Source organism: Methylophilus sp. DMC16 (genome assembly GCF_056314045.1).
This window is the reverse complement of record NZ_JBQUZC010000003.1, coordinates 166,437-182,849: the sequence shown is the minus strand read 5'-3', so window position 1 is coordinate 182,849 and position 16,413 is coordinate 166,437. Positions and strand designations below refer to the sequence as shown.

Sequence of the window (16,413 nt, the reverse complement as noted above, 5' to 3'; positions counted from 1 at the left end):
GCCCTACTTAAATTCCTGTTCATGGTTTTTAATCATGAAATTCATGAAAAAAAACACCCTGCCTAAGCAGGGTGTTAAGGAGTCAACGTACTTCTATTAGATAATTTAAGACAAGCTCAAATTACAGTGAGAATACGTTCAATGCACCGCCGCCAGGAGCAGCGTTGTACTTGGTCAACTCTTTGTAACCACCAGCAGCACCCAGTGCGTCTGTGTCGTTAGTCATACCCAAGTTCATCGCAACACCAGCCCAACCACCGATACCAGACAATACACCAACGTATTGTTTACCAGCATGGCCGTAGGTGAATGCGTTACCAATCACACCGGAACCCACTTGGAATTTCCACAGTTCTTTACCGTTTTGTGCATCAACAGCCTTGAACCAACGATCCAATGTACCGTAGAACACAATGTTAGAAGCTGTAGTCAGAGCACCACCCCAAGCAGAGAACTTCTCTTTGTTGTACCAAACTTTTTTGTTGGTCATTGGGTCGTAAGCACCGAAACCACCCATCACGCCGTCTGGACCAGCAAACATGGTCAGTGTCGCACCAACCCATGGTTGACCAGCAACGTATTTGGACTCAACTGGCTCGTATGTCATACATACGTGGTTCAATGGTGTGTACATCAAACCAGTTTTTGGTGAGTAAGCCGCTGGCTGTTGGTCTTTAGTACCCAGAGCCGCTGGACATACACCTTTAGCGTTGTAGTCTTGGTGTGTAGAAGCAGATGCCAGTTTGTCTGGTACACCTGTTTTCAGGTCAACGCTGTTAGCCCAGTTAACAAATGGGTGCACTTTTTCAGCAGCAACCAATGTACCGTTGTTAGCTTGCCATGTGTAGATAAAGCCGTTACGGTCATGGTGCCATGCGTATGTTTTGCCACCTTTGTCGAACAGGATCACTTCGTTAATACCGTCGTAGTCCCACTCATCGTGTGGTGTCATTTGCATTGCCCATTTAGCAACACCAGTGTCCAGATCACGTGCAGTGATTGTCATGGACCATTTGTTGTCACCTGGACGTACGTCTGGGTTCCAAACGGATGGGTTACCTGAACCGTAGTATACCAAGTTTGTCTTGGCATCATATGGCCACCAGCCCCATACGGAACCACCACCATGTTGCCAGCCGTCTTTCACAGCTTGTGGTTTCAACCAAGTACGTGTACCCAGTTCTTTTTCGCCGATTTTCAGTTGGTCGTTAGGGATCTTTTTGAAAGAACCGCCTTGTTTGTTACCACCGTTCACGTCTTCATAAACAGACAGCGCGTTGTACTGTGGGTTTTCTTTGTTAGTGTTAGCGTCGTGCAATGTTTCGCTATCTGGGCCTGTAGAGTAGGCTTTCCATGCCAGAGAACCATCTTTAATGTTATAAGCAACAATAAAGCAACGTACGCCGAACTCAGCACCTGAGCAACCAGTCAGTACTTTGTCTTTGATCACGTGTGGTGCGTTGGTGTTAGTTGCACCGACTTTTGGATCAGTGTTTTTAACGTCCCAAACTTTAGCACCAGTTTTTGCATCCAAAGCAACCAGCATGCCGTCGTTTTGTTGCAAGAAGATTTTGCCGTCGCCGTAGCCCAGACCACGAGAAACGTTGTCACAGCACAGAACTGCTTGTACGCTTGGGTCTTGTTTTGGGAAATAGGACCAAACGATTTTTTGGTTGTCGTTCAAATCCAGAGCGTATACGTTGTTTGGGAATGCTGTATGTACATACATCATGTTACCCACAACCACTGGAGAACCTTCGTGACCACGGTTTACACCGGTTGCGAATGTCCAGGCTGCTTTCAGGTTTTTAACGTTACCTTTGTTGATTTGAGCCAGGTTGCTGTAGCCTTGGTTGAAATGGTTAGCGCGTGGGTGTGCCCAGTTGTTGGCATCTTTCATCGCAGCTTCTTGGTCAGCAGCAGCGAATGCAACCATTGGCAAAGCAGCTACCAGACCCAGGGCCAGTTTGATTTTGTTAACTTGCATATTGATCTCCAAAGTTAGTACTAAGGGTTTAATATTAGGTGTGCACCTGATTTGCTGACACTAGGAATGAGCATAAAAGGCACACACTTTACACACCAGAGACAAGGGAAATTATCCTGAACTAACTTGGAAATTGTCACTTGCCACATGTGAGGATTGCAATATAGAACAATTTGTTTTCAATTGCAACACTTTGGTTACAAATTGGTTACAATTTTTTCAAATTATTTTTTGAATTTTTCCACCGTCTCATTGGAAATAAATTTTTACAAATAAAATCAAATAGTTAAAGAAAACCCTCTATGAAGAACCTCGCCCTCTTTCCCGAATGCCAACCATTCAAACAGTGGCATCTTGCTGCCACTTCGTTACATTCTATCTATGTTGAGCAGTGCGGGAATCCAGAAGGGGTTCCCGTGATTTTTTTGCACGGTGGCCCGGGCAGCGGCTGCAATCCTGCGCAACGGCGCTTTTTTGATCCTGCGCATTACCACATCATTCTGTTTGATCAGCGCGGCTGCGGCCGCAGCATGCCGGCGGGAGAAATTCAAGACAACACAACCCAACATCTGGTTGCCGATATTGAACAGATTAGGACCAGGCTAAATATTTCACGCTGGCATGTCTTCGGCGGATCATGGGGCAGCACCCTGGCGCTGGCTTATGCCAATCAACATCCGAATCAGGTGATCAGCCTGACCTTGCGTGGCATCTTTCTAAGCAGGCCACATGAAATTAACTGGTTTCTGGGACAGGTTGCATTGTTTTTTCCTGAAGCATGGCAGGCATTACTAGCCCCAGTCCCAGAAGCGCAGCGCAGCCAGGTACTGGAGTACTATGCAACCCAGGTGTTCGATCCTGACCCTATCGTCAGTATTCCGGCGGCAATTCATTGGAATGCATTTGAATCCAGCATCATGAGCCTGCTGCCCAAGGCTGACAGCAGCGCCCCGGATGGCCAGGTGGAGCTCGCCCGCGCACGGGTACAAATTCATTACATCCGGCATCTCTGCTTTGTGGACGGTGAGCAGATGCTCTCCGATGCGGGCAAACAACTGACACACATTCCAACGACAATTGTTCAGGGCCGTTATGACATGGTGTGCCCACCGCAAACGGCTTGGGCACTGAACCAAGTTCTGCCTCACGCCAAGTTTGTGATGGTGCCGGATGCTGGTCACTCCGCGATGGAGGCAGGTACCTGCCTTGCCCTGCTGAACGCCACAGAACAATATAAGCATTTATCAGACGCAGACTGAGCCACTAAACGCAATATGATGCCATCCGTATTATGGTCAACCTTGCAGCAGCAATGGCAAGGCTTGAAACAGCAGCTCTCGGCTTATACCTATTGCACGCCACTATTTGTGGTGCAGACCACCAGGCATGGTGTGATTCGCCACCGCCTGATGGCGCTGGCGGCAGCGTTGTCGTTTTATGCCCTGTTTGCGCTGATCCCGCTGATTGTGCTGATTTTCTTTTTACTCAGCCACTTGGTGTACTCATCGGATTATGCGATCGTGAAGCTGGCCATCCTGACCAGCAATCTGCTCCCGGAATTTAGCCAGCGCATCATGGTAGAGGTGTATCACAACACTCAAACCGAAGCCGCCTGGGGTGCCGTAGGCTTCTTTATTCTGTTATGGACCATCACCCCTCTGGCTGCGCATATGCGCTCCAGCTTTTACCTGATTGCAAGCCGCCAGGATGTCCCCTCCTTCTGGCATAAGAAGCTGCGGGACATCATGGCAGTGCTGGGCGTGTTGCTGGTGTTCTTCCTGTTTACCGCAGCGGGCTTTGTGCTGGAATCAGTGATTGTCTTTTTGGCGCAGCACCTGCCAACAGCGATGATCAGCGTAGTCGGCTGGCTGGCTTCACTCTTGTTGACCACCTTGCTGATCGCCGGCTTTTATCATAGCTTTTGCCCTCTCCCCATCCAGTGGCGTCATTTGCTCATCTCAGCCTTGCTGACGGCGACGGTGTGGATGCTGATGCGCCCTGCCTTCGGGTTATTTTTAACGGTGAATAAAAATTTTGGCGCCGTGTTTGGCAGCATGAAAGCCATGTTTGTCTCGATCAGCTGGTTATATCTCAACTTTGCCGTCTTTTTGGCGGGCATAGAATTGATGGTCACGCTGAAACAAAAAGAAGTATTGCTACTGAAAGGTCTGTTTGATGATGTGCCCAATCAGCAGCATTACCTGCAAGCGCTGACACAGATCTTTGGACAGTCCTATAGCAAAGGCGACCACATCATCCGGCAAGGCGCATTGAGTACCTACTATTACATGGTGGTCGAGGGCACTTTGCATATGACACAGCACGCTAATGGGCAGGAAAGCACCGTGCGCATTTTGCAGTCTGGCGATTTCTTTGGTGACCTGGCCTTGTTTTCTCAACAAGCGGCAACCGCCAGTGTGGTGGTAGTCTCCGAGAGCGCATCCGTCATCCGCATAGAAAGCGACTACATGCACAGCTTGCTGGAACAAGCCCCTGAAATTGCCGTTAGACTGCTCAAACAGCGCTCAGACCATCCCCGCCCCCACTAACCCACCTGCTTTTTGGCACCCAATCCCCTTTTAGCCGATCACCATTTGCGGGAGATCAACACACGCAATCATTGCGGAATTGTAATATCTGTTACAGAATTGTAACTATATTGGGAATTTTTCATGATGGCTATTCCACTCTCACAAGAGATCAATGCATTAATACAGCAACTGAATCGCGGCCAATTCGAGGCAGTGATTCAACGTGCTCGCCCTTTAGTGGCGCAACATCCTCGCGAATTTATCTTGCATCATTTGCTGGCGCTAGCCTTCGATCAACAGCAAGCCTACCCGCAAGCGGCTGAGGCTTACCAACATGCTTTAAACCTAAACCCGCAAGTCCCTGAGCTTTGGTTCAACTATGCGATTGTTAAAACATATCTGAATGACCTGGTTGCCGCGGAGCAAGCTTATGCCCAAGCCATTGCCTTGAATCCGCAATTTTTTGAAGCCCACGGCAATCTGGGCACGATATTGCAAAAGCAAGGCCGGCTGGACGAAGCGGTCGCCAGTTATCAGCGCGGCTTGCGCATCCAGCCGCAAGATGCACGCGGTCATTTTAATCTGGGCACCGTGCTACGCGATCAAGGCGACTTGCAAGCCGCCGTACAAAGCTATGAGCGTGCCATCGATTTGTTCCCAAATTACACCGATGCCTATAACAATCTAGGGGAAACCTGGCGCGATCAGGGCGATATGACACGGGCGGTCAACTGCTATCAGCAAGCCTTGCAGCGCAATCCCCAACATGCTGCAGCCAATTACAACATGGGCGAGTTTCTATATTTGGCCAAGCGCTTCGAAGAAGCGATCCCTTACTTTGAGACATCGCAACTGGAAGACTGGCAAGCCAGAGTCTTGTATTGTTTATATCGCGCCGAACAATTTGAGGTTTTTAAACAACGTCGCGATGCAATGCTTGCGCAAGGCCCGCACACGGCACCGTTTATCGCCACCCTCTCTACGCACTACAGCATCAATCATGGCGAGCCCGACCCTTACCAGTTTTGCCCGGATGGCTTTTCGTTTGTCTATCACCGCAGCCTGCCTGAGCTGGCCCCTGGCAGCCCCTTGCTCACACAGTTATTGAACGATATCGCGCAAGCAGATATTGCTGAACGCAAACAAGCGCGGCTCACTCACGGCAAACAGTCTGCTGGCAACTTATTCAAACGTGCGGAAGCTTCGTTCAGGGCACTGGGCGAAATCGTCAAGCGAGAGTTTCGCTTATACCACGAACACTATAAACATGCGGACTGTGCCTTAATTACGCATTTTCCCTCAGCACTGGAGTTCACCAGCTCATGGTATGTCAAGATGCAAACAGGCGGGCATCTGGATGCGCATATTCATGAAATCGGCTGGATCAGCGGCGCGGTTTACCTGGCTATGCCGGAGACTGAGGATGAAAAGGAAGGCGCCTTTGAATATGGCACGCATGGCGACCAATACCCGCAATTGCATGACCGGTTTCCGACACGTTATATCAAGCCGGCGATTGGAGATATTGTGCTGTTTCCCTCTTCGCTCTTTCATAGAACGATCCCGTTTCAGGCAGACGCAGAGCGCATTTGCATTGCCTTTGATTTAAAACCCGCGACGCCAACCGGCTTCACACGTAGTGACTATTAATCTCCTACAGGTTCACAAGCCAGAAAAAATCCTTTAGTTTGATGAATTTATCAAACCGATACAGAATTTATCAATTTTGCTGATTATAGATAGGTGGCCGCAAGGTATGATAGGCATTGCATCAGACGGTAAGCTGGCCGTGGCAATGCCTTAAAACTGGCCCGCAACCCATTGTAATCTAAACCGTTCGATCAGATCCCTCACCCTTTTGGAGTCAGATCAAGATGATTTCAGCGCGCCAGTCTTGTTTTTTCCCACGCTTGCTGCTTCTCCTGCTTTACCCCTACTTCATCCAGCAAGCACATGCCAGCGTGGACGAGGCACGCACCTCAAAAAGTGAGTTACTCTACAATCTGGCCCTGTTGAGTCAGACGCCTTATCGCCCACGCCAGGAGATTTACACGGTATGTGCGTTTGAGGAAGACATTGGTCATCTCAAGGCCACCTCGCTGGAATCGCAAAAATTACAACAATCTCCGATTTTTTTAGTGACGCTGAAAACACAAGCCGATGTGAAACGCTGTAATTTGCTATATATTCAGGATGTCGTCTCACAAAAGCCGTTAGAATTGCAGCAGATTATTCAAAAAGAGTCCGTGCTCACGGTTGTCCATCAGGGCAACAAGTTTGCCGAGTTTGGCCATGTAGAAATCAGCGAGCTAGACAAACGCTATCAGTTCATGCTGCGTTTGGGCGCGGCCAAACAGGCCGGCATCGTGTTCGACTCCCGCTTGATGAAACTGGCGACTAACCTTATTCAGTGATTTTGTATGTTAAAACTGCTGCCTCACCTCAAGATTGCCCATAAACTGCTGCTCACCGAACTGGTGATGACACTGAGTATGTTTCTGGTGTTTATCGTGTTTGCATTTGGCAGCCATTATCACAATCTGCGCACCCACATGATCCGTGACATTCTGGTGCAAACCCAGGTCGTGGCCACCTCGATTGGACCCGCGGTCATGTTTGGGGAGGTCAACTCACTGACCAAAACACTGGAACCGCTGACGGATAATCAGAATATCCGCAGCATCACGATTTTTAACCAGCAACAACAAGCGATCCAGCAACTTTATCCGCAACATCCACAATCCACTGCCGTCTGGCAATGGCTCTACCCTTTTTTCAAGGATCTGGAAGTTGAGACGCCTATCGTGGTGAATGAAAAAACGGTGGGCACCTTGCAAGCAACCATCAAGCAGGCGCAAATTGTCGATGTGCTGATTGGATTTGCCTGGTCTAACGCCATTGCGGTCCTGGCAGCCGCGCTGGTCGGCTGTCTGATTATCTGGCGACTTAACCGCAATATCGTTAACCCGATTCACGCCTTACAAAGCTTTGTCAGCAATATCACTCGCAATCATCACTATGACCAACGCATCAGCATCCGCAGTCAGGATGAAATCGGCATGCTAGGCCATGACATCAACAATATGCTGGAAAGCATCCGGCAGCGTGACGCACAGCTACAAACCGAACTGGAACATCGCAAAGTCATTGAAGAAAAATTGCAGTTCCTGGCGCACTACGACAAAAATACCCAATTACTGAACCGTCACGCGTTTGAAGAAGCGATTACGCGTAGAATCACCGCTTCGTCCAATGGCCCAGCCAATGTATATCTGCTGTTGCTAGACTTGGACCGCTTTAAAATCGTCAATGATTCGTTTGGCCATAACACCGGGGACAAGTTGTTGCTGCAAGTGGCGCACCGCCTGCGCGGCAACCTGGCACAAAAGGATGCGATTTTCCGCCTGGGTGGCGATGAGTTTGCCATTCTGCTGGATGCCGCAGGCCGGCAAACAATCGAGCAAGTCTGCAAACGGATTATCCAGACGATTTCTGCCCAATTTATCGTCGATGACCATGAAATTAATATTGGGGTCAGCATCGGCATTGCGCAATTGAGAGCCGGATTTGACTCTAAAACCGAAGTGATGAAAAACGCGGATGTGGCGCTGTATCAAGCCAAGGACGCGGGTCGCAACACCTATCGCTTTTACAGTGAAATGGATGAAGCCAATACCTCCGAGCTACGTAACCTGCGTGAGGCGTTGCACTTCGCGCTGCAAAATCAGGAGCTGGAGCTCTATTATCAGCCCATCATCCATACACAGCTGTTGAAAACCATCGGCTTTGAGGCCTTGCTCAGATGGCGTCATCCAACCAGAGGTTTACTTAGCCCTGACCAGTTTATCCATCTGGCGGAAGGCTCGGGCCTGATTATCAGCATCGGTGCCTGGGTGATTCACCAGTCACTCAAGCAACTGGCCATGTGGCAAGAGATGTTTGACCAGGATCTGTTCATGAATGTGAATATTTCTTCGCGCCAGATTGATGACGATAGCCTGTCAGACACTATCCGCCATGCGCTGGATTTTTACCACATTTCGCCACGTACCCTGAACCTGGAAATTACCGAATCCATGGTCATGCGTAATATTGATTCTGCCAAACAAATCCTTTACTCACTGAAGCAGTTAGGCATAGGCATTGCGATTGATGATTTTGGCATTGGCCACTCGTCAATGAACTACCTGAAACAATTGCCGGTAGACATTTTAAAAATTGACAAGCAATTTACGGCGGGCATTCCGCATGACAAAGTCGATATCGCGATTGTCGACGCGTTGGTTGCATTAGCAGTCAGCCTCAATTTAAAAGTGGTGGCAGAGGGCGTGGAAAGTGCAATCCAGTTTGAATACCTGCAATACAAACTCTGCCATCATGTGCAAGGTTACTTGTTCAGTGCGGCCTTATCTGCGAGCCAAACCACCACGTTTATGGCAGACTTCCCGGAAAGCATTCCGGCAGTGTTCAGAAAAATTGCGAGTGCAGAAAATTAATGCCGTTGATCACGCCGCATGAGTGTAGTGATCAAGCTTAAAAAAATCAAAAAAGTCGTTTTAGGGGGATCCATGTTACGTTTGAAATCTACCAGTCTCTGGCTGGGGCTGGCCTTGGTCAGCACCCATCAAGTCACTGAGGCAGCAGGCTTTGCCTTATCCGAACAAAGTGGCAGCGGGCTTGGGAATGCCTTTGCCGGAGCGGCTGCCGTGGCAGAGGATGCCAGTACGATTTTCTTCAACCCGGCTGGGATGACTTACCTGGAGGGGCGTCAGATCGTGGGTGCAGTTAACCTGATTAATGTCAGGGGAAATTTTGATAATCAAGGTAGTCAAGCAGCCAGAAATCCATCTCTAAATGGAGAAGGCGGTAATTTGGGCAGTTTTGCGGCGATTCCCAATCTTTATTACAAGCAGGACATTAACGATCAACTCAAAATCGGCCTCGGTATTGGCAGCCCATTTGGGCTCAAAACCGAATACGACAACAACTGGATTGGCCGCTTTCAAGCCATTAAATCCGAGCTTAAAACCGTCAACATCAACCCATCACTGGCCTGGAAACTTAATGACCAGTGGTCATTGGGATTTGGCGTGTCTGCCATGTGGGCACAGGCAGAGCTGACCAGTGCAGTGAATTTAGGGGCCGCAGAATCATCGATTAAAACCAAGGGGGACGACTGGGGATTTGGCTACAATCTGGGCGCCATTTACCAAGTCACGCCCGATACCCGGCTAGGCTTGGCTTTCCGTTCAAAAGTCGACCAGCACTTGAAGGGAGAAGCGCGCTCCCCTTTCACGTTGGCCAATGCGAGTCCATCGAGCACATTGAATGCCGACATTACAGCAGATTTATCCTTGCCTGAGACGCTTTCGCTCAGTAGTTTCAGCCGACTGGACGACCGATGGGAGCTACTGACAGACATCACCTGGACACGCTGGAGCCGGTTCAAAGCCTTGAGCATCATGCGCGATAATGGCTCAAATACTGCCATTGGGACCACGCAGGAACACTGGAATAATACCTTACGTTATTCGGTCGGGCTCAATTATCATTACTCAGACACACTCAAACTCAAAACCGGCATTGCTTACGATCAAGAAGCCATAGACAAGCAACATAGAACCCCCCGCATTCCTGGCAATGACCGTATCTGGCTGTCTTTGGGCGCGAGCTGGCAATATAGCCATGAAACAAAACTGGATGTTGGCTATGCACATTTGTTTATCCAAGAAGCCAGTATCTATGACGACCAGCGGGCGCTTACTCCAAGCAGGGGGCTGGTGGCCGGTCAATACAATGGCAGTGCTGATATTCTCAGCCTGCAGTTTAACCACCAATTCTAAGGCTTAAGGGTGCTGCGCACGCAGCGCTCAACCAAGCTCCCACATTTGTGACAAGTCAATTATGACGGGCGTAAGCTTCATGTAAGCCGCATGTCATCTAATCGTCATTTGCCAGCACGAGAATGCGTTGTCTTGTGACAACCCGCAATATCGCATAAAACATTGAGATTAAGATGACCATCAGACATTTTTTTAAACTGGCATTACTTCCAGTCGCAATCGGTCAGGCCCTGACCGCCCAGGCAGAAACGCCTACAACGTCCGCCAACCAAAACGATCAGGCACCAAGCTCGTTCATGACACGTTTCATGAATGATGACAACCCGTTGCGTCTGGACTTCAACGTCGGAGACCATCCATCGAACGTACAAGTGTATGGCATCATCGATATTGCGCGCACCAGTGTTAACCACTCGTTGCCTGAGAACTACGAATTACCTAACAACTTCTATCCTTACAATGGTGCAAAAATCACACCGAGAACCACCTCAAGAACCGAGTGGGTCAATGGTGGTTTGCAAGCCTCCCGTCTGGGCATCAAGGGCGAAGTCGGCAAACTACAAATGTGGGATCGTGACTTTAAATTCATGTACCAGTTTGAAGCTGGCTTCAACCCGCTTGATATGAAGTTGCATGATGCGGCACAGACGCTGGCAGACAACTCCGGGACCAATGCCAACTCTAGCGTCAGCGCGGACTCCTCCATGAACGGTGAGTTATTTGCGCGTCAGGCCTGGGTAGGGATTGATGGCGGCAAGCTGGGGCGTGTGTCATACGGTACCCAGTACAACCCATTTTTTGAAATCACCAACCCTTATGACCCGAATAGCAAGGCAGATACCTTCTCGCCCTTGGGTGAGAGCGGCACGATTGGCGGCGGTGGCGGCATCTCCGAAAACTCCCGCATGAAAAACACGGTGAAATATGGCAATACTTACGATGTTGAAGGGTTAGGTAAGGTCAACTACGCCGGCATGTATCAGTTTGGCAATACCGCAGGCACTTCCGAGGGTTATGGCTACACCGGTCAACTGGGCTTTGAAAATAGCGTATTTGGCGTTCAGTTTGCCTTTAACGGCTTTAACAATGCCGTCAAGGCAGGCTCTGCCGCCGCTGGCAATCCAGCCGCCAACGATACCATTACTGCGTCCCTGTATAACACGGAAGCCACTTTGATCGCGTTGAAATGGACACCGAACAAGGAAATAAAATTCACAGGCGGCTGGGAATGGTACCGCTTGAAGCCTTCATCAGACCGGACCATCAAATACAGCAAACTGTTTGACCAGACCGTATTTGGCGGCGTCGCCACCTCTGCATTACAACCAGGTTACAAACAAGATAACAATGTCTACTACATTGGTGCCAGCTACGACTTTTCGCAGCGCATCCCAGCGCTGGCAGGTCTGACAGCTTCTGTGGGTTACTATGCAACCCGGTTTGATGCAATTGACGGCCCAACAGTCTCTACCAACTCACAAGGTAAAATTGACACCTGGACTTCAGTGATTGACTATAAGATCAACAAGCGTTTTGATACCTATGTTGCTTACACCAATAACCACTTTTCAGGGGACAAGTTTCCGCGTTCGACCTGGTATCAGGACGTGAAGGCGGTAGGTGCCGGTGTACGTTTCCGGTTCTAAGTTCGCGGCTTGTTCATAAAAAGGCCCAAGCAAAGCTTGGGCTTTTTTCATATGCGCAAACTAACCCTGCAGCAGCGCAGCTTCTTGCCGCGATTGTTGCACCAACATTTGCTCAAAGGCCTCAGCAGGCACAGGCGGGGAATAGAAAAATCCCTGGGCAAAATCACAATGGATATCCATCAGCAAATCACGCTGCAGTGCGGTCTCCACCCCTTCAGCGATCACTTTCAGGCCTAGCTTATGCGCCATGACAATGATGGCCTCACACAAGACATAACTTTCATTGCCGGCATTCAGGTTACGGGTAAAGGACTGGTCAATTTTCAAATAATCAATATCAAATTTACTGAGGTAAGAAAGCGAAGAATAGCCAGTTCCAAAATCATCGATCGCAACTTGAATCCCCAAGTCGCGATAGTACAATAAGCGCTGCTCGACGACCGGGTCGGGATTCAGTAACAAGCCTTCGGTAATTTCAACCACCAGATGCTTGCCTGCCAGCGCGTTATCCTGCAAGATTTTTCCCCAGTCATGATGAAAGCGTTGCGGGTCAACGAATTGCACCGGAGACTTGTTGACGCTAATGGCAAATGCCTCCCCCACCAGCGGCTGCCATTTGGACGCATGCGCGACCGCCCGAGAAAAAATCCAATTACCCATCGCAACAATGTCCCCCGTTTCTTCGGCCACGGGAATAAAGAGCGCCGGACTGATCAGTCCGCGTTCAGGATGCTGCCAGCGCATCAGCGCTTCGGCTTTGACGATCTTGCCCGTGTTCAAACTCACAATCGGCTGGTAGTAATCGCGCAACTCATTCTTTTCAAGGGCCGCCTTCAGGTCCCGTGCCAACATCACGCGTTGCGACATGGCCTCTTTAATCGCTAGCGAGAAAAAACGCAGGTTATTACGGCCCCGACTTTTTGCCTCATACATGGCCTGATCCGCATGCTGTATCATTTCTTCAGCATTGATGGCATCCTCGGGATACTGGCTGATGCCGATACTGACCGTGACATAGACGCGCTCCCCGCCAAGAATGGTGGCTTTAGAGATCTCCTGCATCAACTGCTGGCCGAATGCTTGCAAATCGGCACAGGCAGACTCTGGTGCAATAATGGCAAACTCATCCCCGCCCAGCCTGGCCACCTCCATATGATCATACAAGCATTGGCGTATCCGTTGGCCGATCTCAATCAACAACTCATCCCCATGCCGGTGACCGAGCGTATCATTGACCTCTTTAAAGCGGTCTAAGTCGAGCAACAACAGGCTGAGTTTTTGCTGTTGGGTTGCCGCCTCGGCAATCGCCTCTTTTAGGTGGCGATTGAAATAATGGCGGTTAGGTAATTGGGTCAGGCTATCATAATTGGCCTGTTGCCAAATCGCAGCATCGGCCTGCTTCTTATCCGTGATATCAATATGCGTACCGCGCATCATCCACGGCTGCCCGTCGGCTGTACGCGAAATCAGCCGCCCCCGATCCGCGATCCACAACCAGCGCCCGTCTTTATGTTGCATGCGGATATCGCACTCATAAAAGGCAATCTCGCCTTTGAGGTGCTGTTCAACCAAGGCCATGGCCATTTTCCAGTCATCCGGATGCGTCAGACGTTTTGGCGCCTCTACGCCTAAAGGCTGGATATCTTCGAGTTGATATCCCAGAATTTCTGCCCAGCGATGATTAAACTGGCACGCTCCGGTTTGTACATTCCACTCCCAGGTGCCCGCACGCGTCGCATCAATGATTTCAGTCAGACGCAATCGCTCCAGTTCCAGCTCGGCACGCTTGCTTTCAATTTCAGCGGTCTTTCTTTTCACCGCGAGTCTTAGCATAAACACCAGCAATACCAAACTCACGGCAACGATGAATGCCACAGCCAACATCCATAACGCTTGCCCTTCATAGAGGTCTTGCTGCAAGGGACGGCCCTTCCATCGTGCCTCAATCGCAGCCATTTCAGCCGGGGTGATGGCCGCCATGCCTTTTTCAATCAAGGCCAGAATGGGCTCATTGCCCTTTTTTACCGCCCGGTGAAACTCGCCGTGATAAAGGGTAAAAGCACGCAGTACTTTTTGATCCGCCTTTGCGCGATACAGATAATAGCTAGCCGGATAATCATCCATACACAGGATCTTGATTTCGCCCTTGAGCGTGGCGGTGATCATCTCTTCATAATTGTTATATAGCCGAAACGATTGAACCCCGGCTTGCTTCAGGTGAAAAATACAGCCATCGCCTTTTTGCACACCGACGGTAAAGCCACTCAGATGGCTGGAGGATGCCAGGCCACCTATGCTTTTATGCGCATAAATGCCCACCGGGAGCGTGGCATAAGGGGTACTGAAACTGAAGCGCTGTTCACGTTCGGGATCCTGATAAATCATCTCGATCACATCAGCATGCCCGCTCAACAATTGCTGTAGCGCCTGCTCCCAGACCATGGCAAGCAAGGTCACCTTCACCCCGGTTTTTTGCTCCCACAACTTCCAGGTATCCACCACAATGCCCACCGTATTGCCATTTGCGTCCTTAAACAAATAGGGCGGGTAATTATCATCACTGGTAACAGTAATGGTCTGTTCTGCACATCCGATACCAGGCTGCATCAAGCCCATCAAGCACAGCATGCAACCAGCAAGTATCGACACCTTTCGCATGGCGAAATACCGTAGAGATCTCTTTGCACCCTGATGAATCACGTTGACGCCACCCCCGCGGCACCATAGAGATGGTCACCTTATAGATTGATAACAATTCTATGTCGAACAATTATTTATCTTGAGAAATATGATGCATATCGTACACCGAAAAGATACATGAAAATAGCAAAGGCCTCTATCAGAAAACGCAAATCTATTTGCGTTCTGCTGAGAGAGGCCAGTGAATACTGCTTTTGCAGAGTCTATGAGCGCCTTATGAGATCTGGTGTGAACTAAGCATCTGGTGCGCCAGCCTTGATCTTGGCGATCCAGTCTTCCACCTGAATGAAGCCTGCTTGTTGTGCTTTTTGTGCATCGGCTTCAGAGATCACGTCTTGCACAAACTCCAACCGCTTCCATTCAGCCAACGGGGTTTCGCATTGTGCAGAAGGGACGTAGCGCGAGGCACTCTCCCGCTGATAGCGGTGAATATAGCGTGGACAGTTTTGCCAGAGCTCAGACAAAGTTACCTTGACAACAAACTCAGCCTCTTTGTAATGCGCCAACAAAGCCGGATCGGTTGAGACCTCACTGACGCCCTGCAAGCGGATACGATGCGGGCGCTCAAATGAAATAAACAGCAGCCCTACCTCACCATTACCCACCATATTGCCTACCGACAGCTGCATACCATTGCCATTGTAGATCGGGAACATCAGCGTCTGGCTGTCCAGCACGCGGACAAATCCAGGAAAACCACCTTTGTAAGACACCGTAGGTCTGCCATTGTGGTCCACCGTAGACAGGAAAAACATATCCAGCGACTCAATAAAGCCCTTGGCATCTTCATCAATTTCCGTTTTACAGGCAATTTCCTCAATACGGTCAGCCAGTTTTCTGGTGCCCTGCGCATCTTGCACCTGACGATGTATCTCTCCGAATAAGCGACTCATAACTCCCCCAATTGGTTAAACGTAGGTTTGCTGCAATCAATCCATTGACTGCAGCTATCTTAGCTTGTTTGGCGCATCATACTTGATTTAAACGGCACTATGTATGGTCTGAACAGTGGTTTCAACGAAAGGGGAACGATGTCTACAGGCACCAAACCGGCAAGCATCGCAGATGGGAAAAGACAGGCGCGCTCAAGCCGGTGATGCCGAATGCTGTTTCACAGCAGAGCCACAAACATCAAAAAGCCCCAGTGAATGAGGGGCTTTTTGATGCGTTTTTAATGATGTTAGGACTTGAAAAACTGGATAGGAAAACTGCGCTTCTGATCATCCACACAAATTCCATCACCAATCACGTAGACGCTACCGAGCAAGCCATCGCCCTCAATATTGATTTTAAAGTCACAATTAAGCACGGCTTTTTGGTTAGCAATTAAAAAGCTTTTGCCTGAATAGGCACGACGAACCACCGCATCAGAGGCACTTTGTGCATCCACCGTACGGATCACCGGGGCCACCGTACTGGTGGCGGTCCACTTGCCAGCAAGCTTGCCATAAGGTGACTCGTCGAAGTCGATATCGCCATCGTTACTAATATCATTAATCATGATACTTCCCGTATAGACCGCCCCATCCGTACCGATCAATTGCGCTTTATTTTTATAGACGCCCAGCTTTACCATGTTCACAGAACAGCCCGCCAACAGCAATATCGCTGCCAGCAATACACCCATTTTTTTCATTCACCGGACTCCCTTAGCCAGTTATTTATTCAATGCACACCCTCATGCGCAGCCTTACCGGTTAACACCG

At 49.6% G+C, this 16,413-nt stretch carries 11 protein-coding genes; 7 read left to right on the top strand and 4 right to left on the bottom strand.

The genetic code is table 11. The features are described 5' to 3' along the window. Positions 1 to 121 precede the first annotated feature (121 nt). Entirely contained in the window at positions 122 to 1,987 is a 1,866-nt protein-coding gene (locus ACT53D_RS12340; RefSeq protein WP_194749158.1) for an outer membrane protein assembly factor BamB family protein, read from the bottom strand. A 302-nt stretch (positions 1,988 to 2,289) separates the two neighbouring features. On the opposite strand from ACT53D_RS12340, the gene pip reads away from it, so the two are divergent. The 7 genes from pip (at position 2,290) to ACT53D_RS12305 (ending at position 12,007) form a co-directional block, all read left to right on the top strand. Next, positions 2,290 to 3,246 (top strand): prolyl aminopeptidase, encoded by a 957-nt coding sequence (pip, locus tag ACT53D_RS12335; RefSeq protein ID WP_476156459.1) that lies wholly within the window; start codon positions 2,290 to 2,292, stop codon positions 3,244 to 3,246. A 15-nt stretch (positions 3,247 to 3,261) separates the two neighbouring features. Next, complete coding sequence (locus ACT53D_RS12330) at positions 3,262 to 4,536, top strand: YhjD/YihY/BrkB family envelope integrity protein (protein WP_476156457.1); 1,275 nt, start codon at positions 3,262 to 3,264, stop codon at positions 4,534 to 4,536. Between the two features lie 126 nt (positions 4,537 to 4,662). Next, complete coding sequence (locus ACT53D_RS12325) at positions 4,663 to 6,168, top strand: tetratricopeptide repeat protein (protein ID WP_409934500.1); 1,506 nt, start codon at positions 4,663 to 4,665, stop codon at positions 6,166 to 6,168. A 224-nt stretch (positions 6,169 to 6,392) separates the two neighbouring features. After that, positions 6,393 to 6,932 (top strand): YfiR family protein, encoded by a 540-nt coding sequence (locus tag ACT53D_RS12320; protein ID WP_313988524.1) that lies wholly within the window; start codon positions 6,393 to 6,395, stop codon positions 6,930 to 6,932. A gap of 6 nt (positions 6,933 to 6,938) precedes the next feature. Beyond that, positions 6,939 to 9,014, top strand: coding sequence for a bifunctional diguanylate cyclase/phosphodiesterase (locus ACT53D_RS12315; RefSeq protein ID WP_275356528.1), 2,076 nt, complete (start codon positions 6,939 to 6,941; stop codon positions 9,012 to 9,014). Between the two features lie 72 nt (positions 9,015 to 9,086). Further along, entirely contained in the window at positions 9,087 to 10,361 is a 1,275-nt protein-coding gene (locus ACT53D_RS12310) for an OmpP1/FadL family transporter (RefSeq protein ID WP_476156454.1), read from the top strand. Between the two features lie 173 nt (positions 10,362 to 10,534). Then, positions 10,535 to 12,007, top strand: coding sequence for a porin (locus ACT53D_RS12305; RefSeq protein WP_379073416.1), 1,473 nt, complete (start codon positions 10,535 to 10,537; stop codon positions 12,005 to 12,007). 60 nt (positions 12,008 to 12,067) lie between these two features. Here ACT53D_RS12305 and ACT53D_RS12300 read toward each other — a convergent pair whose 3' ends face one another. The 3 genes from ACT53D_RS12300 to ACT53D_RS12290 form a co-directional block, all read right to left on the bottom strand. Beyond that, positions 12,068 to 14,635: an EAL domain-containing protein gene (locus ACT53D_RS12300; RefSeq protein ID WP_476156452.1), complete on the bottom strand. Its 2,568-nt coding sequence runs from the start codon at positions 14,633 to 14,635 to the stop codon at positions 12,068 to 12,070. Between the two features lie 305 nt (positions 14,636 to 14,940). Further along, positions 14,941 to 15,600, bottom strand: a complete 660-nt coding sequence (locus ACT53D_RS12295) for a pyridoxamine 5'-phosphate oxidase family protein (protein WP_476145276.1) — start codon at positions 15,598 to 15,600, stop codon at positions 14,941 to 14,943. A gap of 287 nt (positions 15,601 to 15,887) precedes the next feature. Next, a complete protein-coding gene (locus ACT53D_RS12290; RefSeq protein ID WP_313988511.1) occupies positions 15,888 to 16,343 on the bottom strand; it encodes a hypothetical protein in 456 nt (151 codons plus the stop codon). Positions 16,344 to 16,413: the final 70 nt, after the last annotated feature.

What these genes read in the sequence shown, in the direction of transcription:
- ACT53D_RS12340 (WP_194749158.1), bottom strand. Translation starts at nt 1,987, where the DNA reads ATGCAAGTTAACAAAATCAAACTGGCCCTGGGTCTGGTAGCTGCTTTG.
- pip (WP_476156459.1), top strand. Translation starts at nt 2,290, where the DNA reads ATGAAGAACCTCGCCCTCTTTCCCGAATGCCAACCATTCAAACAGTGG.
- ACT53D_RS12330 (WP_476156457.1), top strand. Translation starts at nt 3,262, where the DNA reads ATGATGCCATCCGTATTATGGTCAACCTTGCAGCAGCAATGGCAAGGC.
- ACT53D_RS12325 (WP_409934500.1), top strand. Translation starts at nt 4,663, where the DNA reads ATGGCTATTCCACTCTCACAAGAGATCAATGCATTAATACAGCAACTG.
- ACT53D_RS12320 (WP_313988524.1), top strand. Translation starts at nt 6,393, where the DNA reads ATGATTTCAGCGCGCCAGTCTTGTTTTTTCCCACGCTTGCTGCTTCTC.
- ACT53D_RS12315 (WP_275356528.1), top strand. Translation starts at nt 6,939, where the DNA reads ATGTTAAAACTGCTGCCTCACCTCAAGATTGCCCATAAACTGCTGCTC.
- ACT53D_RS12310 (WP_476156454.1), top strand. Translation starts at nt 9,087, where the DNA reads ATGTTACGTTTGAAATCTACCAGTCTCTGGCTGGGGCTGGCCTTGGTC.
- ACT53D_RS12305 (WP_379073416.1), top strand. Translation starts at nt 10,535, where the DNA reads ATGACCATCAGACATTTTTTTAAACTGGCATTACTTCCAGTCGCAATC.
- ACT53D_RS12300 (WP_476156452.1), bottom strand. Translation starts at nt 14,635, where the DNA reads ATGCTGTGCTTGATGGGCTTGATGCAGCCTGGTATCGGATGTGCAGAA.
- ACT53D_RS12295 (WP_476145276.1), bottom strand. Translation starts at nt 15,600, where the DNA reads ATGAGTCGCTTATTCGGAGAGATACATCGTCAGGTGCAAGATGCGCAG.
- ACT53D_RS12290 (WP_313988511.1), bottom strand. Translation starts at nt 16,343, where the DNA reads ATGAAAAAAATGGGTGTATTGCTGGCAGCGATATTGCTGTTGGCGGGC.